Raw genomic sequence first — 19,004 nt, 5'->3', positions numbered from 1 at the left:
TATCCCCGCTGGGCTGCGAAGCGGCCCCCAGCAATGCTGAATCCAACACCTGTGTCCCAGACTGGCTATTTTGGGACTGCTCCGCAGTCCAGCGGGGATAAATCCCCTCGCCACAAAGGCTGATAAGCGCCTGCGGCATACGACTTTGATTTGGAGTGGTTATGGGTGATCGGCACGACTACGTGGCCCTGGAATGGGTCAAGGGCGAGATTGCCGAAACGCTGAAGCAGGCTCATCTGGCCCTTAACCGCCTGGTGGACGATCCGCAGGCGTCGGATGCCCTCGGGCAATGCCTGGCCTGCATTCACCAGGTCCATGGCGGCCTGCAGATGGTCGAATTCTACGGTGCGGCGTTGCTGGCCGAGGAGATGGAACAGCTGTGCGCCGCCCTGCAGGACAACCGCGTGACCCATCGCGACGAAGCCATCAGCCTGTTGAGCCAGGCCCTGGGGCAGTTGCCGATCTATCTGGACCGCGTACAAGGTGCCCGTCGCGACCTGCCGCTGGTGGTTCTGCCCTTGATCAACGACCTGCGCAGTGCCCGGGGCGAGAGCCTGTTGTCGGAAACCAGCCTGTTCAGCCCCGAATTGCCCGATATTGCGCCACTCAGCGACGAGGCCTTGCAGCGTCTCGAGCCCGCTGACCTGCCAAACACCTTGCGCAAATTGCGCCAGACCCTGCAAATGGCCCTGGTGGGCTTGCTGCGCGAACAGGACGACACGACCCACCTCGGTTACCTGGCCAAGGTTTTCCATCGCCTGGAAACATTGTGTGCCGGGGCGCCGCTCAATGCATTATGGCAGGTGGCCTCGGCGCTGGTCGAAGGCATGCGTGACGGGCGCATCGCCAACAGCCCGGCGCTGCGCAGCCTGTTCAAGGAAGCCGACAAGGAACTCAAGCGCCTGCTGGAGCAAGGCATGCCCGGCATCAATCAGCCGGCACCGCCCCACCTGCTCAAGAGTTTGTTGTTCTATATTGCCAAGGCCGAACATCCCAGCGGGCAGATGCAGATCATGAAAGAACGCTACTCACTGGACGACGCGCTACCCGACAGCGCCATGGTCGACGAAGAACGCGCACGTCTGGCCGGGCCCGACCGTGACGCCATGCGCTCGGTGCTCGCCGCGCTCTGCGAAGAACTGGTACGGGTCAAGGAACGCCTGGACCTGTTCGTACGCAGCGATCGCCAGCACGCCTCGGAGCTGGACAGCCTGTTGGCGCCGCTGCGGCAGATCGCCGACACCCTGGCGGTGCTGGGTTTCGGTCAACCGCGCAAGGTCATCATCGATCAACTGGCGGTGGTGTTGAGCCTCGCCCAGGGCCAGCGCGAACCGGATGACGCGACCCTCATGGACGTCGCCGGAGCCTTGCTCTACGTCGAGGCGACCCTGGCCGGCATGGTCGGCACCGTCGAACCCGAGAGCCGCGAAGACACGCACCTGCCCACCACCGACCTGACCCAGATCCACCAGATTGTCATCAAGGAGGCCCATACCTGCCTGCAACAGGCCAAGGACATGATCGTCGACTACATCGACGCGGACTGGAACAGCGAGCAACTACTGCCCTTGCCGGCGCTGCTGACCCAGGTGCGCGGCGCGCTGGCGATGATTCCCCTGAGCCGTGCCGCCAGCCTGGTGGAGGCCTGCAACGCGTTCATCCGCGACCATCTGTTGCTGGAGCAGGCCCAGCCGGGCTGGGAAGAACTCGACCACCTGGCCGACGTGATCACCGGCCTCGAATACTATCTGGAACGCTTGAGCGAGGACCCGGAAACCCCTGGCGAGCCCTTGCTGGACGGGGTCGAACGGAGCCTGGCCGCGCTCGGCTATTTCCCTGACGAAGCACGGGTGCCGGTGCTCGATGATGTGTTGAGCCCCAACGAAGCCCAGGTCATGCAGGACTTGCAGGAACTGGATGACCCGCAGACTGTGCAGTCCTTGGCCGAGGTGCTGGCCAGCCCGGTCTCGGCGGTCAATCCGCCGGCCAGGAGCACCCCGGGCAGCCTGTTACCGCCACCGATGGATGAAAATCCGGTGGACGACGAGTTGCGCGAGGTCTTCCTCGAAGAAGCCGACGAGGTGCTCGATGTTCTGCGTGAGTACCTGCCGCGTTGGAGTGCGCATCCCGACGACCCTGTTGCCCTGGGTGAACTGCGACGGGCCTTCCACACCCTCAAGGGCAGTGGCCGGATGGTCCGGGCGCTGGTGCTCGGTGAACTGGCCTGGGCTGTGGAAAACCTGCTCAACCGGGTGCTGGAGCGCAGCGTCGAGCCGCAGGCTTCGGTGCGTCAGTTGATCGAAGCCACGGTGCAATTGTTACCGGACCTGGTGACCGAATTCGCCGCCAATCGCCAGCGCCAGCGCGACGATGTCGACCGTTTGGCCGCCCGCGCCCATGTCCTGGCCAAGGGCGGCGATGAGGACGATGAAGACGAGCAGGACGTGGCCGCCCTCGATCCGTTGCTGTTGAAGATCTTCGACAACGAAGCCCAGGGCCACCTCGCTAGCCTCAATCGCTTTCTCGATCAGGCGGCCGACCACTTGCCGTTGCAGGCCAGCGATGAATTGCAGCGGGCCTTGCACACCCTCAAGGGCAGCGCGTCCATGGCCGGCGTGCTGCCTATCGCCGAGCTGGCCGGTGCGATGGATGAGCTGGCCCGGGAATACCGGGCGCACCTGATTGCCCTGGACCTGGATGAGGTCGAGTTGCTGATGGAAGCCGAAGGGCTGCTACGCCGGGGCTTGCGCCAGTTGCACAGCGAGCCGCTGGCGGCGATTCCCGGTGCAACGGATCTGATCCAGCGCGCCCAAGCCCTGCTGGCCGAGCGCTTGCGCGCCGCCAACAGTGCGCCGGACCAGGCGCTACGGACCAAACGCGACCCACAACTGATCAACAACTTCCTCGCCCAGGGCATGGACATCCTGCTGGATGCCGAAAGCCTCTTGCAGCGCTGGCAGCAGCACCCTGGCGAGGGCCAGGAGCTGAGTGCGCTGCTCGATGAGCTGACCACTCTCGGCGAAGGCGCGCACCTGGCCGACCTGCGTCCGGTCGACGAACTCTGTGAAGCCTTGCTGGACCTCTATGGTGCGGTAGAAGAAAGCAGCCTGGCGGTCAGCGATGAGTTTTTCCGGCAAGCGCAGCTCGCCCACGAAGCACTGATCGACATGCTCGATCAACTGGCGGCCGGGCAGCATGTGCATGCGCAGCCGGAACGGGTCCAAGCCCTGCGCCGCTTGCTCCAGGAGAGCCTCGACCCGTCGGCCACCGGCCTGATCCGTAGCGATGGTAGCCGGACCCTGAGCATCCGTGAGCTGGGCCAAGCAACAGCGGAAATGGAACGCGCCGCGCCCGCCGATACCTCGGTGGAGGATGAGCTGGCGTCGATTTTCCTCGAAGAAGCCCAGGACATCCTCGAAAGCGCTGCCCAGGCCTTGCAGCGCTGGTTGGCCGATCCGGATAACGGCGCGCCGCTGTCCTCGCTGCAACGTGATTTGCACACCCTCAAAGGCGGTGCGCGCATGGCCGACATCCGGCCGGTGAGCGACCTGGCCCAGGAACTGGAAAATCTCTACGAAGGGCTGGTGGACCGCCGTTACAGTTACAGCGAGGAACTGGCGCAACTGCTCGAAAGCAGCCACGAACGCCTCGACCTGTTGCTTGGGCAGTTGCAGCAGGGCCAGCCGTTGGGCGATCCCGTGGCGCTGATCGACGCCATACGACGGTTCCGCCAGGACAAGCCTAACGCCATCGAGACGAGCGCAGCGAACCCGGCCGACGGTGCTGGTCATGATCCCGAGCTGCTGGAAATCTTCCTTGAAGAAGGTTTCGATATCCTCGACAGCTCAGGCGCGGCGCTGCTGCGTTGGCAAGAAGAACCGTCGAACCGCCAGGCAGTGGAAACCCTGCTGCGGGACTTGCACACCCTCAAGGGCGGTGCGCGCATGGTGGAAATCGTCCCCATCGGCGACTTGGCCCACGAGCTGGAAAACCTCTACGAAGGCTTGTCGGCGGGCCTGCTTCAGCCGACACCGGCGTTGTTCACCTTGCTGCAGAGCAGCCATGACCGTCTGGCGCAGATGCTCGACGCGGTGCGCGCCGGCCACCCGTGCCCGCTGGCCGACCGGCTGATCGCGCAGATCCAGGCGGTGAATCATCCCCAGGAGAATGCTGCGCCGCAGGCTGTCGCGGCGCCGGAGCCGGCCCCCGTCTCCAATCCCATCGTGAGCCCGCCGGCGGCGCCCGCAAGACCTGACCCTGGTGCCCCGGGCGACGGGGCGGACATGGTCAAGGTCTCCGCCGAACTGCTCGACGACCTGGTGAACCTGGCCGGCGAAACGTCGATCTTCCGTGGGCGCATCGAACAGCAGGTCAACGACGCGCGCGTGGCCCTCGGCGAAATGGAAACCACCATCGAGCGCATGCGCGATCAGTTGCGGCGCCTGGATACCGAAACCCAGGGGCGAATCCTCAGCCGTCAGCAGGTGGAGGCCGAGCGCCTGGGCTACGAAGAATTCGACCCGCTGGAAATGGACCGCCATTCCCAGTTGCAGCAGCTGTCCCGGGCGCTGTTCGAGTCCGCCTCGGACTTGCTCGAACTCAAGGAAACCCTTGATCGCAGCAATCACGATGCCGAGGTCCTGCTGCAACAGCAGGGGCGCATCAACACCGAACTCCAGGAAGGCCTGATGCGTACGCGCATGGTGCCGTTCGAGCGAATGTTGCCACGGCTCAAGCGCATCGTGCGGCAAGTGGCGCAGGAACTGGGCAAGGACGTGGAGTTCGTGGTCGGCAACGCCGATGGCGAGATGGACCGCAACGTGTTGGAGCGCATGGCCGCGCCTTTGGAGCACATGCTGCGCAACGCCGTCGACCATGGCCTGGAGCCGGCCGATGTGCGCATTGCCGCTGGTAAACCGGCCCGGGGGCGCATCAGCCTCGACCTGTCCCGGGAAGGCGGCGACATCATTTTCGACATCCGTGACGATGGCGCCGGCGTGCCGCTGGAGGCGGTGCGGAGCAAGGCGATCAAGCGTGGCCTGTTGGCGCCGGACAGTGACATCAGCGACCGCGACGTGTTGCAGTTCATCCTGCAACCGGGGTTTTCCACCGCGGAAAAAATCACCCAGATCTCCGGGCGCGGCGTTGGCATGGACGTGGTCCACGAAGAGGTGCGGCAACTGGGCGGCAGCATGGGCATCGATTCCACGCCGGGGCAGGGCGTGCACTTTCGCATTCGCCTGCCGTTTACCGTGGCGGTCAACCGGGCGCTGATGGTGCAGTGCCATGAAGACCAGTACGCGATTCCGCTGAACACCATCGAAAGCATCGTCCGGGTGTTGCCCGCCGAACTGGACGGCTATTACCAGCTCGATTCGCCGACCTACACCTACGCCGGGCAACGTTATGAGTTGTGCTACCTCGGCGAGCTGTTGAAAACCGGCGCCCGCCCGAAACTGTTAGGCCAGAGCCAGCCGTTGCCGGTGCTGCTGGTGCAGTGCAACGAGCGGCACGTCGCCGTGCAAGTGGACGCGACCGCCGGGACCCGGGAGATCGTGGTCAAGAGCCTGGGTCCGCAATTCTCGGCGGTGCAGGGCCTGTCCGGGGCGACGATCCTGGGAGACGGCCGGGTGGTATTGATCCTCGACCTGCTGGCGCCCATCCGTGCCTTGCCCCACCAGGTCCCGCGCCGCCCGACAGCGACGCAAGGCGAGGGCGAACATCAGCGACCGTTGCTGGTGCTGGTGGTGGACGACTCGGTGACGGTACGCAAGGTCACCAGCCGCTTGTTGGAGCGTCATGGCATGCACGTGCTCACCGCCAAGGATGGCGTGGACGCCATGGCGCTGCTGGCCGAACACTCCCCGGACCTGATGCTGCTGGACATCGAAATGCCGCGCATGGACGGCTTCGAAGTGGCCACCCAAGTACGCAACGACCCGCGTCTGGCGCACCTGCCGATCATCATGATCACCTCCCGCACCGGCCAGAAACACCGCGATCGCGCCATGGCCATCGGCGTCAACGACTACCTGGGCAAGCCGTACCAGGAATCGGTGCTGCTCGACAGCATCGCGCACTGGAGCAAGACCCATGCATGATTTGCATCTTCATCAGCGCACCAGCCCACTTACCGGCCTGCTGCTGCCATTGGCCGACCGGCACCTGGTGTTGCCCAACGTGGCCGTGGCCGAACTGATCGACTACCAGAGCAGCGCATTCGATATGGACACCCCGCCATGGTTCCTGGGCTGGGTGAGCTGGCGCGAACGGCAAATCCCGCTGCTGAGCTTCGAGTCGGCCTGCGGCCAGAAAACCGTGGTGGGCGAGCGAGCACGCATCGTCGTGCTCAACGCCCTCGGCGGGCGCCCGGAGTTGCGGTTCATTGCGCTGTTGGTGCAAGGCATCCCGCGTTCCTACAAGCTCGACAGTCAGTTGAGCTACGTCGACGTGCCGTTGTGCGGGTTGGAACAGGCGGCGGTGCAAGTGGGGGAGCATGTGGCGAAAGTGCCGGATTTGTTGGCGTTGGAAGAGTTGGTGATGGCTGCGGGCTTGATTCAACCTCACACAACCTGAGCCATGCATATCTCCCCTGTGGGAGCGAGCTTGCTCGCGATGGCGGCCTGGCAGTCGGCTAGGGTTTTGTTGATTGAGTACATATCCATTGCTGCGGTAACGGCGACTTAGGGGGCCGCCCTGACGGCGGGTCACTTTCGAAAAGCCGGAATGCCGGCCCAGGCGAAAGTAACCAAAGCGCTTTTGCCCCACCACTCGGCACCTCGCCTAGGCTCGGTGTGCCTCATTCCGGCATTGCTCCGTGGGCTGCCGCGAAGGGCCATCCATGGCCCAGCGCGGCTAACCCGGCATCCATGCCGGGTTGCCCACTCCACAATGCCTGCGTTCGGCCAGCGTGGTTAATGGAGCGCCAAAATCTATGTCCACTGCGAGGCGGCCTAATAGCCGACCTGGTTTTGGGCGACCGCGTTCCTCCTGTGGGAGGGTATTTCAACTTGAAACTCGGGGTGCCGAAAGCCCGCGGCGAGGGAATTGGCTCCGCTGGGTAAAAACCTCCGCAAACCAGGCGACCGTTCTTGAGTTTCTATTTATCGGGAACTCGCACAACCTCGATGTTATCGAGGTCAAACTTACGGGACACTCCGGGCTCTGCGGCATTCGTACCGATCACGATATGGGCCTTGGTACCAGAGTAGCGAACGCCGATGGGATCAGTTTGGAGCCACACACCGGTTGGCGTGTTCGGATCTATATAGAAGGCGTTATAACCCAGCGATACGTTCGCTGTAACAATGACCCTGATCGTTGTGGCTTCCCCCGCCTCCGGTGGGTGAACTCTGTATCTGAAGGAGGTAAAAAGAAAACCTTTCTCCGGTTTTGGGTCATCCTGCCTTGGGCCCGGAAAGGTAAACATCTTGGCGAGAGAGGGCAGGAATATGTTTGGAGGCCTGTACTCCAGCTTGCCGGACCAGAAAGTATTCTTGCCCCCTGGGCCTTCTTCCGATTTGAGTACCCCATCCGGGGACCCAATGTCATTTTCCCAGCCGTTGCGTTTTCCATCTTGAAAGTCGTGCCCATACTTGTCGTGGTTCATGCTGTTTCTCCCGCCACAGCGCTTGTGATCCTGCCCGAGGAGTCCGGGCATTGAAGATCGCGGCGCAACCTATTCGGCGCTGAGGCCGGTGGGTTGGCTACTGTCAGGGTTGACAGGTTAGAGCTGCAATCCGACAAACGGCTGCGTATGGGAAGAGCTGCCTGAGGGCCGCTTCGCTCATTCGAATGCAATCACATGACGCTTTGCGGGAGCGAGCCTGCTCGCGAAGGCGAAGTGTGCCGCCATCGCGAGTTACCTTGAGGGGGGCCCAGATTTATCTGCACTAGGTCTGTTTCCAAACATAGATATTATCGATATCTATTCGACGGGATCTTGTCTCGGATATACCGCCACGCGTGCCAATCTGAATTATTTCGTTTGACCGCGCGAACCACTGGTTGGGGGTCGTCTCCGTCGTCGCCAGCAGCCATTTGTCTACTTCAGTGTTCTCATCCAAATCGTTATCTAAATTGAAGGAGGTTCTTGGGTTCCCCATGGCGATCGCAAGAACAAGGAGTCTTGCCTCGTCATCTTCGAGTTTATGGACACGATAATTAAAGGATATACAGTACAAATCGGTTCTTTCTTCTTTGGTCTGAAACGTGAATTTTTTCTTCAGAGATGCTCTGAAGGTCGGAAAGGAGACTAGGGGCTTCAGTTCACCTTTCCAGAAAGTATTCCCATCTACGGTAATAAGTTCTCCTGTGATTTCTTCGCCATTTTCCCACCCATTTCGCCCATTCGATTCGAAGTCAGTTTCATCAGGAAATTTCATATTGATGTCTCCGGTCATTTGCGCTGTCGACCAGCCCTTGAAACCGGACATAAACAATCGCAGCAGGGTTTAGTAGGCGTCGGGGAGGACTGCTTGGCTACTGTCAGGGTTGACAGGTCGAAGCGGTTAACCGACAAGCGGTTTCGGTCAGCCCGATCAAAGCTTCTATACCAGCGCTAAGCCTTGGAGCCGTTTTCCAGACAACTGAGCTGGGCGTTCGTCTACGGCTCCATTGCCAAAGGCCAGGCCAACGCATCCCAGTGACATGGATCTCCTGCTGATCGGCGAAGGCCTGTAGCCGACGATCCGGTGGGAGCAGGATTTTGTTGGCTGAGTACATATAGACCTGTTTGAGCAGGACCTGTGGGAGCAAAGCTTGCTCGCGAAGGCGGCGGCACATTCAGCATTGATGCAATTAGACCCACCGCTATCGCGAGCAAGCTTTGCTCCCACAAGATTGGCGGTGGGCACTGATCTTATAAACGACCGAAACCAGTGTGGGAGTGAGCCTGCTCGCGATGGCGGCCTGACAGCCGACCAAGCGTTGTGGGAATGGTCGGACACACTTCCTGACTCAGGTTGATTTTTCCGACGAGCTCTGGCGGTTGCCGGGTGGGAAGGGCTGTCGCTAGGCTTTTCCCGTCGTTGCAAATTCAGCGGCCGGGCTTGGAAATCCGATAAGTAGACGGCGCGAAAGCGCCCTTCATAACGTATGCTTGCGGTCGTTTTTTGACCATGCTTTCGTTATGGCAGCTGTGCGCGGGAGACCTTCGGGTCTGCCGGGCTCGTTTACCCCGGTTTTCCAACCTGCGTACGGCTGCCACCCCCTCGCTTGGAAACGAACGTGGCAGCTCCAACCAGTAAACGGAGTGTCACCCTATGTTCAAAGCCACACCCAATCCTCCCGAAATCGATCCCACCTCAGCCATGCCGGCCAAGCTTCGCAAAAGCTTGATGAAGCGGCCGAGCGCGCCCTCAGTTTCTATCTCGACCCCAAACCTCAAACCAAAAAGAAATAACCCCCAGGCCAACTGTTCACTGTCGTGGATGACCTCGACAGCGAATGCCTCCTGTCCAACCTCAGCGAAACCCTCGCCTCCGCCAATGTCATGCTCAACGAGCTGGCTTTCGACCTTGAAGGTTCGCCCCGGCATCCAGCAGATGATCGAACTCAGCGAGTTGCTGGCCCATCGGGCGCTGGACATTGTCGACCCGCGCTAAAGTCGAGCGCACTCTTGTGGCGAAGGGACAAACCCCCTCGCCACAGAATTCGAATCCACCCCTACCCCCTGTGGGAGCGAGCCTGCTCGCGATGGAAGCAGAACAGTCAGCGTTGATGTGGCCTGACCCACCGCTATCGCGAGCAAGCTCCCACATTTTGATTTGTGTTTATCGCAAACCATTACTCCAACCGTAATGATCCGCCGCTAAGCTTGATTGATACCCTCGCCCCAACACTCCTAATGTGACCCCCACGACAGCGAACCCGTGGAGTGGTCATGACAACAACAATATCCCCCGACTCGCGCTGGACGCGGCGGCGCGGCGAAAAGCAGCGGCGTCTCGAGCTGGTGAAGGGGCTTGCCGACGGTGTGGTGTTGCCCACCGACAAAATCGTTGCGGCGTTGGAGGCGTTGATCCTGCCTGGCGACCGTGTGGTGCTGGAGGGGAACAACCAGAAGCAGGCGGATTTTCTGTCGCGCTCACTGGCCAAAGTCGACCCTGCGAAGCTGCACGATCTGCACATGATCATGCCCAGCGTCGGCCGCTCCGAGCACCTGGATCTTTTCGAACGCGGCATCGCCCGCAAGCTGGATTTTTCCTTCGCCGGCACCCAGAGCCTGCGCATCAGCCAGTTGCTCGAAGACGGTCTGCTGGAGATCGGCGCGATCCACACCTACATCGAGCTCTATGCCCGACTGGTGGTGGACCTGATCCCCAACGTGGTGCTCTCGGCCGGTTTCATGGCCGACCGCGCCGGCAATATCTACACCGGCCCCAGCACCGAAGACACGCCGGCGCTGATCGAACCGGCGGCCTTCAGTGACGGTATCGTCATTGTCCAGGTCAACCAGTTGGTGGATGACGTCAGTGACCTGCCTCGGGTGGATATCCCGGCCTCCTGGGTCGATTTCGTGGTGGTGGCCGACAAGCCCTTCTACATCGAGCCGTTGTTCACCCGCGACCCGCGCCACATCAAGCCTGTGCACGTGCTGATGGCGATGATGGCGATTCGTGGGATCTACGAAAAACACAACGTCCAGTCCCTCAATCACGGCATCGGTTTCAATACCGCCGCCATCGAGCTGATCCTACCGACATACGGCGAGTCCCTCGGCCTGAAGGGCAAGATCTGTCGCAACTGGACCCTCAATCCGCACCCGACCCTGATCCCCGCCATCGAAAGCGGCTGGGTCGAAAGCGTGCATTGCTTCGGCACTGAGTTGGGCATGGAAAACTACATCGCCGCCCGTCCCGACGTGTTCTTCACCGGACGCGACGGCTCGCTGCGCTCCAACCGCATGGTCTGCCAACTGGCCGGGCAGTACGCGGTGGACCTGTTCATCGGCGCCACTCTGCAAGTGGATGGCGACGGTCATTCCTCCACCGTGACCCGTGGTCGCCTGGCCGGTTTCGGCGGGGCGCCGAACATGGGCCACGACCCGCGCGGTCGTCGTCACGGTACGCCGGCCTGGCTCGACATGCGTCACGGCGACGGCGAGGCGCCGTTGCTCGAACGCGGCAAGAAGCTGGTGGTGCAGATGGTCGAGACGTTCCAGGAGGGCGGCAAACCGACGTTCGTCGAGACCCTCGACGCGGTGGACGTGGCAAAAAAAGCCGGCATGCCTCTGGCGCCGATCATGATCTATGGCGACGACGTCACCCACCTGCTCACCGAGGAAGGCATCGCCTACCTGTACAAGGCCCGCTCCCTTGAGGAGCGCCAGGCGATGATCGCCGCCGTGGCCGGGGTCACCGCCATCGGCCTGCGCCACAACCCGAAAGACACTGCGCGCATGCGCCGCGAAGGGCTGGTCGCCTTGCCCGAAGACCTCGGTATCCGCCGCACCGACGCCACTCGTGAGCTGCTCGCGGCCAAGAGCGTGGCCGATCTGGTGGAGTGGTCCGGTGGCCTCTACAACCCGCCCGCCAAGTTCAGGAGCTGGTAAATGCACGCCTTCAACCTGCAACCGAAAAAACTCTCCTTGGCCGAGCGCCTGGCGGATATGGCGGTGGATGCGCTGATCGACGAAGCCGACCTGTCGCCTAAACCGGCCTTGGTGGACCGGCGCGGCAATGGCGCCCACACCGATCTGCACCTGGGCCTGATGCATGCCTCGGCGCTGTCGCTGTGGCCCGCATTCAAGGAAATGGCCGACGCCGCTCTTGGCTGTGGCGAGATCGGCGTGCCGTTGCGTGAAGCCCTTGGGCGGATCGGCCGTGAGGGTGAAGCGGCGATGCTCGCGACCACCAACGGCGTGAACACCCACCGGGGTGCGATCTGGGCCCTGGGCTTGCTGGTCGCGGCGGCGGCGCTGGAGCCTGAATCCAGCGTTGCCAGTGCCGTTACGCTACGGGCCGCCCGCCTGGCCCTGCTCAATGACCGCTACGCGCCTCAATCTTTGAGCCACGGCGCCCAGGTCGCCCAACGCTACGGCGTACGCGGTGCCCGGGAAGAAGCGCAATTGGCGTTTCCGGCCGTCACCGGTCTGGGCTTGCCGCAACTCAAGCGCAGTCGCGCGGCGGGGGCGGGTGAGCAGAACGCCCGGCTCGATGCCTTGCTGGCGATCATGACCACGCTGGCCGACACCTGCGTGCTCTACCGTGCCGGTGAAAAGGGCCTGCAAGCCATGCAGCACGGCGCCAAAGCGGTTCTCGATGCCGGTGGCAGTGCGAGCCTGGGCGGTCGCCGCCAGTTGCACGCGCTCGACCAACAACTGATTGCCTTGAACGCCTCGCCCGGCGGCGCTGCCGACTTGCTCGCCGCCTGCCTGTTCCTCGACCGTATCGAACGCGGCGATGGCCTCTTCCCTGGAGTGTGCTGATGGAAACCTTATCCTTTGAATTCCCCGCCGGGCAGCCGCCACGGGGCCGGGCACTGGTGGGCTGCGTCGGCTCGGGCGATCTGGAAGTGCTGATCGAGCCGGGGCTGGCGGGCAAGCTGACGATTCAGGTGCAGACCTCGGTCAACGGCAGCGAACAACGCTGGCAGCACCTGTTCGCTCGCATGTTCGACGGCCAGACGCCACCGGCCCTGTCCATCGACATCCACGATTTCGGCGCCACCCCCGGCGTGGTGCGCCTGCGCCTGGAACAAGGCTTCGAGGAGATCGGCCATGACTGACAGCGCAGCGCTGCTCGACAAACACAGCTTCGTCGAACTCGGCGCCCGGCAACGGGCCAAGGCCTTGCTCGATGACGGTACCTTCCGCGAACTGCTCGACCCGTTCCAGCGAATCATGTCGCCCTGGCTGTTGCGCCAGGGCGTGGTGCCGCAAAGCGATGACGGCGTGGTGATCGCCAAGGGTTCGCTCGATGGCCTGTCGGTGGTGATCGCCGCCATCGAAGGCGCGTTTCAGGGTGGCAGCCTCGGCGAAGTCGGCGGGGCGAAGATTGCCGGTGCCTTGGAGCTGGCCGCCGAAGACAACCGCAAGGGCATCCCGACCCGCGCCGTATTGCTGCTGGAAACCGGTGGCGTGCGTTTGCAGGAGGCCAACCTCGGGTTGGCGGCGATTGCCGAGATTCATTCGGCGATAGTCGATCTGCGTCAGTATCAGCCGGTGGTGGGTGTGGTGGCCGGCAGCGTCGGTTGCTTTGGCGGCATGTCCATTGCCGCCGGGCTGTGCAGTTATCTGCTGGTGACCCGGGAAGCACGGCTGGGCCTGAACGGTCCCCAAGTGATCGAACAGGAAGCCGGCCTCGACGAATACGACTCCCGCGACCGGCCGTTTATCTGGAGCCTGACCGGTGGCGAGCAGCGTTTTGCCACGGGATTGGTGGATCGTTATGCGGCCGACGATGTGGCGCAGATCCGTCAACAAGTCAGCCAGTTGCTGCACCTGGGCGTGCCCGCGCAACACCGCAGCGGCCAAGCCGAGTTGTTCCTGCAACGCCTGGCCCGCTTGGACACTGACGTGCAAATCGAACCGGCAGCGGTTCGTCAGCTGTATCAGGGAGAACGCCCATGAGTTCGTATTCATTGAGAGGCTTGCGCTGGTTCGAGGCCCTGAGTGGCGAGGCCAAACCGCTGGAAGGCTTGCCGGCTTCGTTGAAAGTCGCCGACGTCAGACTGGGCGAGCAAAGCGTGCGCTTGCTGGCGGTGGTGGCCGATCCCGACAACCGTTTCCCCCGGGCGCGCAACGGCGAAGTCGGTTTGCTGGAGGGTTGGGGCCTGGCCAAAGCCGTGGATGATGCGATCGACGCCGACCGCGATGCTTCCCACAAGCGGGCGCTGATAGCCATCGTCGATGTGCCGAGCCAGGCCTATGGCCGACGCGAAGAAGCCCTGGGCATTCATCAGGCCTTGGCCGGCGCGGCGGACAGTTATGCCCGGGCGCGGTTGGCCGGGCATCCGGTGATCGGTTTGCTGGTGGGCAAGGCCATGTCGGGGGCGTTTCTGGCCCACGGCTACCAGGCCAACCGACTGATTGCCCTGCGCGACCCGGGCGTGATGGTCCACGCCATGGGCAAGGCCTCGGCGGCGCGGGTGACCCTGCGCAGCGTCGAGGAGCTTGAAGCCCTGGCCGCCAGCGTGCCGCCGATGGCCTATGACATCGACAGCTTCGCCAGCCTGGGATTGCTTTGGGAAACCTTGTCGGTGGAGCAGGTTGAACAGCCGTTGGCGGAGGATCTGGAGCGGGTGACGGCGTGTCTGCTCCAGGCGATTGACGATGTAGAGGCGGGGCCGCGGGATCTGAGTGGACGTCTGGGTGCGTTCAACCGCATCGCGTCGAGCCGGGTTCGCCAACTGCTGAGAGAGCAGTGGTGAGTACGTTTCTGGCCCATGACCTGCTGTGGGGGATGACCTCGCAGCAGTTGCCAGCGGATGCGCCGGCCTGGGTGGTCGAGTCGATCACCGCCGGTCAACCTGTGGTGGTTCGGCGTGCGCTGACGACGCCGGATCGAATCGCGGTCGGCGTGCGTGGGCGCTTGCGCGAGCAGCGTTATGCAGCGTCGATGGCGATCACGGCGATTGCCCGTCGCGTCAGGCCAGAAGACCTTTGTCACGTTGCGTCGACTCGCGACTTGCCAGCCCTGCGAGCGCTGTCCCGACTGCGCCCGCTGCTCGACGCCAGCGGCTGGACTTGGGGCGTCAGCGGTAGCGCCGGGTTCGAGCTCGCCACGGGGATCGAGGCGCTACATGAACGCAGTGACCTGGATTTGATCCTGCGCACGCCGCACTGTCTGGATCGTCTCCAGGCCAGGGAGTTGCTGGCGCATCTGGATGCTTCGGTATGCGCCGTGGACATGCAGTTGCAAACGCCTTGCGGCGCCGTGGCCCTGCGCGAATGGGCGGGTTTGTCGCGCCGGGTCTTGCTCAAGGATGATCTTCAGGCCCGGTTGGTGAGCGATCCTTGGCAATCTTCAGTGGAGCAGGTCGCGTGAGCAGCCTCTTGGTCTTTCCCGGCCAGGGTGCGCAGCGAGCAGGCATGCTCCATGGCCTTGCGCCGCACATTCTGGACGAGGCGAACGACGTGCTCGGCGAGGACGTCCTGCTACTGGACAGCGCCGAGGCCTTGCAATCGACCCGCGCCGTGCAGCTATGCCTGCTGATCGCTGGCGTGGCGGCGGCCCGTCGTTTGCTGGAACAGGCGCCTGCGCCGGACTATGTGGCAGGACTATCCATCGGTGCCTACCCGGCGGCGGTGGTGGCCGGTGCGCTGGGGTTTGACGAGGCGTTGCGACTGGTCAGCCTGCGCGGCGAGTTGATGCAGCGGGCGTATCCGCAAGGCTACGGCATGACCGCGATCATCGGCCTCGATCTCGCGGCAGTGGAAGCGTTGCTGGCACAGGTACACAGCGACCGCACACCGGTCTACCTGGCCAATATCAATGCCGATAATCAGGTGGTCATTGCCGGCAGCGACGAGGCCATGAGCAGCGTTGCCAAACAGGCGCGAAGCCTGGGTGCCGGGAAGGCCTGTCGGCTGGCGGTGAGCGTGCCGTCCCATTGCCCGTTGCTGGAGGCTCCGGCGCAAGCATTGGCCCAAGCGTTTGCCGATGTGACGTTGAAAGCGCCCACCCTGGGCTATCTCAGCGGCAGCCGCGCTCGACCGGTGATCAGCCCCGAGGCCCTACGCGACGACCTGGCGTTCAACATGTGCCGTGTCGTCGATTGGCGCGGCACGGTGCAAAGCGCCTATGAACGCGGCGTAAGGCTGCAAATCGAACTGCCGCCCGGTGCGGTGCTGACCGGGCTGGCGCGCCGAGTGTTCGAGCAAGGCACGGTCATGGCCTTCGACGGTGCCCGGCTCGATACCCTGCAGGCGCTGTTACGTGAGGAGGGAAGCCGCCAACCCTAGACCCCCGACTCAGGCTGCGAATTACAAAAACAACAATTTCGACGATGCACTTTGAGGACTACAACAATGATTATTTACGGTGTGGCGCTGTTGGCGATCTGTACGCTGGCAGGGGTGATCATGGGCGACCTGCTCGGCGTGTTGCTCGGCGTCAAATCCAACGTCGGCGGGGTCGGCATTGCGATGATCCTGCTGATCTGTGCGCGGCTGTGGATGCAAAAACGCGGCGGCATGACCAAGGAATGCGAAATGGGCGTCGGCTTCTGGGGCGCCATGTACATTCCGGTGGTGGTCGCGATGGCCGCGCAACAGAACGTGGTCACGGCCTTGCACGGCGGCCCGGTGGCGGTGTTGGCGGCCATTGGTTCGGTGGTGCTCTGCGGCTGCACCATTACGCTGATCAGCCGGACCCACAAAGGCGAACCCTTGCCCGATGAGCCGGCGGAAGTCACGCCCCTCGGCACCCCAGTAGGAGGCCGCTGATATGTGGGATCTCATCGAGAAAGGCCTGGAACATAACGGTTTGATCACGGCGTTCGCGTTCGTCGGCGTGATCATGTGGGTGTCGGTGATATTGTCCAAGCGCCTGACCTATGGGCGGGTCCACGGTTCGGCGATTGCCATCGTCATCGGCCTGGTGCTGGCCTGGGTGGGCGGCACCATGACCGGCGGGCAAAAAGGCCTGGCGGACCTGTCGCTGTTTTCCGGCATCGGTTTGATGGGCGGCGCCATGCTGCGTGACTTCGCCATCGTGGCCACGGCGTTCGAGGTGCAGGCCACCGAAGCGAAAAAGGCCGGGATGATTGGCGCCATCGCGTTGCTGCTGGGCACGATCCTGCCCTTCATCGTCGGTGCGAGCATTGCCTGGGTGTTCGGTTATCGCGATGCGGTGAGCATGACCACCATTGGCGCGGGTGCGGTGACCTATATCGTCGGCCCCGTGACCGGGGCGGCGATTGGCGCCACGTCCGATGTGATGGCGTTGTCGATTGCCACCGGCTTGATCAAGGCGATCATCGTGATGGTCGGCACGCCCATGGCGGCGCGCTGGATGGGCCTGGACAATCCGCGCTCGGCCATGGTCTTCGGCGGCCTGGCCGGGACCGTGAGCGGCGTGACTGCCGGCCTGGCCGCGACGGACCGGCGGTTGGTGCCGTATGGCGCGTTGACGGCGACGTTCCATACCGGGCTTGGCTGTTTGCTGGGGCCTTCGTTGCTGTACTTCATTGTGCGCGGGATTGTCGGCTAGGTTCCGAATTTGTATCGCCTGTTCTGACGCTATCGCGAGCAGGCTCGCTCCCACATTGGATCGGTGTTCACAAATCCCTTGTGGGAGCGAGCCTGCTCGCGATGGGGGCGACTCGGTTTCAAGCCTGGCGATTGGCATACATCCGGCATTCGGCCAACAACGCCAGGAGGTTCGGATCCCGCTCCTTGGCCTTGAGGAACACCACGCCGATGTGCTGCTGCAACCGGTACTTTTCCTGCAACGGGATCAGCTTCACCCGGTTTTCATACACCGCCGCGATCCTGCCCGGCAGCAACGCATAGCCCACCCCGGAGCTGACCATGCTCAGCAGGGTGAAGATGTCGTTGACCTGCATCGCCACCTTCGGCTCGAACCCCGCCTGCTTGAACACCCGGATACCGTCCTGGTGCGTGGCGAAGCCCTGGGTCAGGGTGATGAACGTCTCGTCGCGGACCTCGGCCAGGTCGACTTCGCTGCGCTGGGCAAAGGGCGAATCCGCCGGTGTGGCAAGAAAGATGTCATCGGAAAACAGCGCGATATGCTCACAGTCCGGGTCGTTCACGCTGTCATCCAGGGAAATCAGGATCGCGTCCACTTCCATGTTCTTGAGTTTGTACAGCAGGTCGATGTTCGAACCCAGGATCAGATCGATATTGAGTTCGCTGCGGCGGATTTTCAGGCCCATGATCAGTTGCGGCACGGTCTTGACCGTCAGCGAATACAGCGAGCCCAACTTGAAGCGCTCGGCGGAGAATCCGGCGGCTTCGCGGGTCAGGCGTACACTTTCGACCACGTCCTGGATCAGTTTCTGCGCCCGTTCTTCCAGCACATAGGCGCTCTCCAGCGGCGTGAGGTTGCGGCCTTCGTGCTTGAACAACGGGCAGCGCAGGGCGCTTTCCAGCGAGTGAATGGCCCGGTGCACACTGACGTTGCTGGTCTGCAATTCAGCCGCCGCTCGCGCCAGGTTGCCGGTGCGCATGAAGGCCAGGAACACCTCGAGTTTCTTCAGGGTCAATTCTTCGTCGATCAGCATGGGGCGGACTCTTATTCGTATTGCCCGATTGTGCCCTGTGGGAGCAAAGCTTGCTCGCGAAACAGGCGACTCGGTTTTGCAGAAACCGAGTTACCTTCATCGCGGGCAAGCCTTGCTCCCACAGCAAGCAAAACATTGCACTTTGCCGCGCCAAGCCTGAGCCTTGGCGTCTGTTCTGGAATGTGAGGTGGGATTGGATGTATCACGGCGAACGACTCAATGCCTGGACGCACCTGGTCGGGGCGGTGGCGGCTTTTATCGGGGCGGTGTGGTTGCTGGTGATTGCCGGGATGGCGGGCGATCCATGGAAGATCGTCAGCGTGGCGATCTACGGGTTCACCCTGCTGGTGCTGTACAGCGCTTCGACGGTTTACCACAGCGTGCGCGGGCGCAAAAAAGAAATCATGCAGAAGGTCGATCACTTTTCGATTTATCTGTTGATCGCCGGCAGCTACACCCCGTTCTGCCTGGTGACCCTGCGCGGGCCCTGGGGCTGGAGTTTGTTCGGGATTGTCTGGGGGTTGGCGCTGATTGGGATCTTGCAGGAGATCAAGCCGCGTTCCGAAGCGCGGATCCTGTCGATCGTGATCTACGCGGTGATGGGCTGGATCGTGCTGGTGGCGGTCAAGCCCTTGATGGCGGCCCTGGGCAGCGCCGGGTTCGCCTGGCTGGCCTCGGGTGGCGTGTTGTATACCGTGGGCATTATCTTCTTTGCCCTCGACCACCGGCTGCGCCACGCCCACGGGATTTGGCACCTGTTCGTGATCGCCGGCAGCCTGCTGCACTTCGTGGCGATTCTGTTCTACGTCCTCTAG

Annotated in this window: 15 protein-coding genes and 2 pseudogenes; 14 read left to right on the top strand and 3 right to left on the bottom strand. The window is 62.7% G+C overall.

Translation table 11 applies throughout. The features are described 5' to 3' along the window. The first annotated feature begins 161 nt into the window (after positions 1 to 161). Together PBDP_RS27925 and PBDP_RS27920 are read left to right on the top strand one after the other, a co-directional pair. Positions 162 to 6,101, top strand: coding sequence for an Hpt domain-containing protein (locus PBDP_RS27925; protein ID WP_212801574.1), 5,940 nt, complete (start codon positions 162 to 164; stop codon positions 6,099 to 6,101). Next, a complete protein-coding gene (locus tag PBDP_RS27920; protein WP_109752372.1) occupies positions 6,094 to 6,576 on the top strand; it encodes a chemotaxis protein CheW in 483 nt (160 codons plus the stop codon). The genes PBDP_RS27925 and PBDP_RS27920 overlap by 8 nt, the downstream gene beginning before the upstream one ends. 523 nt (positions 6,577 to 7,099) lie before the next feature. Here the strand turns inward: PBDP_RS27920 and PBDP_RS27915 are convergent. Beyond that, positions 7,100 to 7,609: a hypothetical protein gene (locus tag PBDP_RS27915; RefSeq protein ID WP_109755116.1), complete on the bottom strand. Its 510-nt coding sequence runs from the start codon at positions 7,607 to 7,609 to the stop codon at positions 7,100 to 7,102. Between the two features lie 283 nt (positions 7,610 to 7,892). Next, positions 7,893 to 8,384 (bottom strand): hypothetical protein, encoded by a 492-nt coding sequence (locus PBDP_RS27910; protein ID WP_109755115.1) that lies wholly within the window; start codon positions 8,382 to 8,384, stop codon positions 7,893 to 7,895. A gap of 180 nt (positions 8,385 to 8,564) precedes the next feature. Here PBDP_RS27910 and PBDP_RS30075 point away from each other — a divergent pair. The 11 genes and pseudogenes from PBDP_RS30075 to madM form a co-directional block, all read left to right on the top strand. After that, positions 8,565 to 8,679: pseudogene (locus PBDP_RS30075) on the top strand (nucleotidyltransferase domain-containing protein); the annotation flags it as partial. Positions 8,680 to 9,263: 584 nt separating this feature from the next. Continuing rightward, positions 9,264 to 9,605: pseudogene (locus tag PBDP_RS30070) on the top strand (DUF6124 family protein). Between the two features lie 278 nt (positions 9,606 to 9,883). Continuing rightward, complete coding sequence (mdcA, locus tag PBDP_RS27900) at positions 9,884 to 11,554, top strand: malonate decarboxylase subunit alpha (protein ID WP_109755114.1); 1,671 nt, start codon at positions 9,884 to 9,886, stop codon at positions 11,552 to 11,554. Then, on the top strand, positions 11,555 to 12,430 hold the full coding sequence (locus PBDP_RS27895) for a triphosphoribosyl-dephospho-CoA synthase (RefSeq protein WP_109755113.1): 876 nt from the start codon (positions 11,555 to 11,557) through the stop codon (positions 12,428 to 12,430). It abuts the gene before it with no gap. After that, positions 12,430 to 12,729, top strand: a complete 300-nt coding sequence (locus PBDP_RS27890; RefSeq protein WP_003206454.1) for a malonate decarboxylase subunit delta — start codon at positions 12,430 to 12,432, stop codon at positions 12,727 to 12,729. Before PBDP_RS27895 ends, PBDP_RS27890 begins: the two co-directional genes overlap by 1 nt. Continuing rightward, positions 12,722 to 13,573, top strand: coding sequence for a biotin-independent malonate decarboxylase subunit beta (locus PBDP_RS27885; protein WP_163856296.1), 852 nt, complete (start codon positions 12,722 to 12,724; stop codon positions 13,571 to 13,573). The genes PBDP_RS27890 and PBDP_RS27885 overlap by 8 nt, the downstream gene beginning before the upstream one ends. Next, positions 13,570 to 14,373, top strand: coding sequence for a biotin-independent malonate decarboxylase subunit gamma (gene mdcE, locus PBDP_RS27880; RefSeq protein WP_212801572.1), 804 nt, complete (start codon positions 13,570 to 13,572; stop codon positions 14,371 to 14,373). The genes PBDP_RS27885 and mdcE overlap by 4 nt, the downstream gene beginning before the upstream one ends. Beyond that, a complete protein-coding gene (locus PBDP_RS27875; protein WP_109755123.1) occupies positions 14,370 to 14,990 on the top strand; it encodes a malonate decarboxylase holo-ACP synthase in 621 nt (206 codons plus the stop codon). Before mdcE ends, PBDP_RS27875 begins: the two co-directional genes overlap by 4 nt. After that, the gene (mdcH, locus tag PBDP_RS27870; protein WP_109755110.1) at positions 14,987 to 15,907 is read left to right on the top strand and encodes a malonate decarboxylase subunit epsilon; all 921 of its coding nucleotides are present in this window, start codon (positions 14,987 to 14,989) and stop codon (positions 15,905 to 15,907) included. Before PBDP_RS27875 ends, mdcH begins: the two co-directional genes overlap by 4 nt. A gap of 66 nt (positions 15,908 to 15,973) precedes the next feature. After that, entirely contained in the window at positions 15,974 to 16,390 is a 417-nt protein-coding gene (gene madL / locus PBDP_RS27865) for a malonate transporter subunit MadL (protein WP_109755109.1), read from the top strand. A gap of 1 nt (position 16,391) precedes the next feature. Then, positions 16,392 to 17,156, top strand: a complete 765-nt coding sequence (madM, locus tag PBDP_RS27860; RefSeq protein ID WP_109755108.1) for a malonate transporter subunit MadM — start codon at positions 16,392 to 16,394, stop codon at positions 17,154 to 17,156. Positions 17,157 to 17,274: 118 nt separating this feature from the next. On the opposite strand, the gene PBDP_RS27855 is transcribed toward madM, so the two are convergent. Beyond that, the gene (locus PBDP_RS27855) at positions 17,275 to 18,189 is read right to left on the bottom strand and encodes a LysR family transcriptional regulator (protein WP_109755107.1); all 915 of its coding nucleotides are present in this window, start codon (positions 18,187 to 18,189) and stop codon (positions 17,275 to 17,277) included. A gap of 197 nt (positions 18,190 to 18,386) precedes the next feature. Here PBDP_RS27855 and trhA point away from each other — a divergent pair, with 197 nt between their 5' ends. Continuing rightward, positions 18,387 to 19,004 (top strand): PAQR family membrane homeostasis protein TrhA, encoded by a 618-nt coding sequence (trhA, locus tag PBDP_RS27850; protein ID WP_109755106.1) that lies wholly within the window; start codon positions 18,387 to 18,389, stop codon positions 19,002 to 19,004.

Source organism: Pseudomonas sp. St290, from assembly GCF_018325805.1.
GTDB classification, from domain to species: Bacteria; Pseudomonadota; Gammaproteobacteria; order Pseudomonadales; family Pseudomonadaceae; genus Aquipseudomonas; species Aquipseudomonas bijieensis.
This window is presented reverse-complemented; position numbering and strand designations above follow the sequence as displayed.